The following is a 1,319-nucleotide window of genomic DNA, read 5'->3' on the forward strand; positions in this document are numbered from 1 at the left end:
GCTTGTGTCTTGTTGGGGGATTAGAATCTGGAGTGAGAGCGGTGAATGGCGAGCTGAATGCCGCAGGTGCCTTGAGCACGAGTGGGAGCACAAGCTGCCATTCACCGTTCCACTTTGGCGAGAGCCCGAACAGTTGGATGCGGCTCTGATCTCGAATCACAAGCGTGGGCCAAGCCAAAGTCCTCTCACTGTGTTGAGTTTAGGAGGTTTTGGTGATGGCTTCCTTCTTGGGTATCGATGTTTCCAGTCTTTACCTTGATGCTGCGGTGCGGCCCCAAGGCATCAAGATTCATGTGAGCAATGATCCGGCAGGCTTTGAGGCACTGCTGGAGAGCCTTCGCAAGCTCAGTATCAAGCGCGTCCTGCTAGAGGCGACGGGTGGCTATGAGCGAGATGTCATGCGTGTTCTACAGGACTCTTGCTACAAGGTCATACGCGTCAACCCCAGGCGAGCCAGGTCATTCGCTGACTCCTTAGGCATCAAGGCCAAGACCGACGCCATCGACGCTGAGGTTCTTGCGCACTATGCCGAAGTCATTCCAGATCAACCCTCACTGCGAATCAGTCCCGAACGAGCACTTCTGCGAGAGTTGCTTCAACAACGTGATCGTTTGGTTCAACAGCGAGATGACGACCTGCGCCGCCTGAAGCAGGTGCAATCGACTGCAGTTGCTAGCTACCTGAACGCCAACCTGAAGCACTTCAAAACGCAGATCAAACTGGTTGAGCGTGAGATCGAACAGCAAACTGCGACGCTGAACGACGAACGGGTTGCTCAACTGACTAAAGTGAAAGGCATTGGGATGGTGACAGCGGGCAAACTGATAACGCTGCTACCGGAGCTGGGTCGGGTTGAATCCAGAGAAATTGCCTCCCTGGTCGGCGTGGCTCCCTTCAACCACGACAGCGGGAAATCCGTGGGCAAGCGCTCTATCTCTGGCGGGCGTTTTGCGGTCAGGCGATCGCTATACATGGCATGCCTTGTAGCAATGAAGTACAACCCAGCACTCAAGGCTCGTTATCAGTCACTGCGCGAGCGCGGAAAACTTCCCAAGGTCGCTATCGTAGCCTGCATGAGGACTTTCATCGTGCGGCTGAATGCCATGCTCAGAACGGGCACATCATGGCGCGATCTGGTGCTGCCGCAGCCTGAAAGTGCAACGTAAACTTAGAACGCAGCATGAACCGCGTGGAAGCGGGCTTGCCCGCGAAGCCGACACCGTGGTGGATGGCACGGGCTTCGCCCGTGTTCGCGGGCAAGCCCGCTCCCACAGGGCCCGCGCCAGCTTTTAGAAATTGAGCAAGACAGTTGCTCCCAC

The 1,319-nt window shown here is 56.2% G+C and carries 1 protein-coding gene; it reads left to right on the top strand.

The features are described from left to right. Positions 1 to 215: 215 nt before the first annotated feature. Positions 216 to 1,166: an IS110 family transposase gene (locus APH28_RS25940; protein WP_060513279.1), complete on the top strand. Its 951-nt coding sequence runs from the start codon at positions 216 to 218 to the stop codon at positions 1,164 to 1,166. Positions 1,167 to 1,319: the final 153 nt, after the last annotated feature.

The organism is Pseudomonas sp. NBRC 111124, assembly GCF_001320245.1.
In the GTDB taxonomy this organism is placed as follows: Bacteria; Pseudomonadota; Gammaproteobacteria; order Pseudomonadales; family Pseudomonadaceae; genus Aquipseudomonas.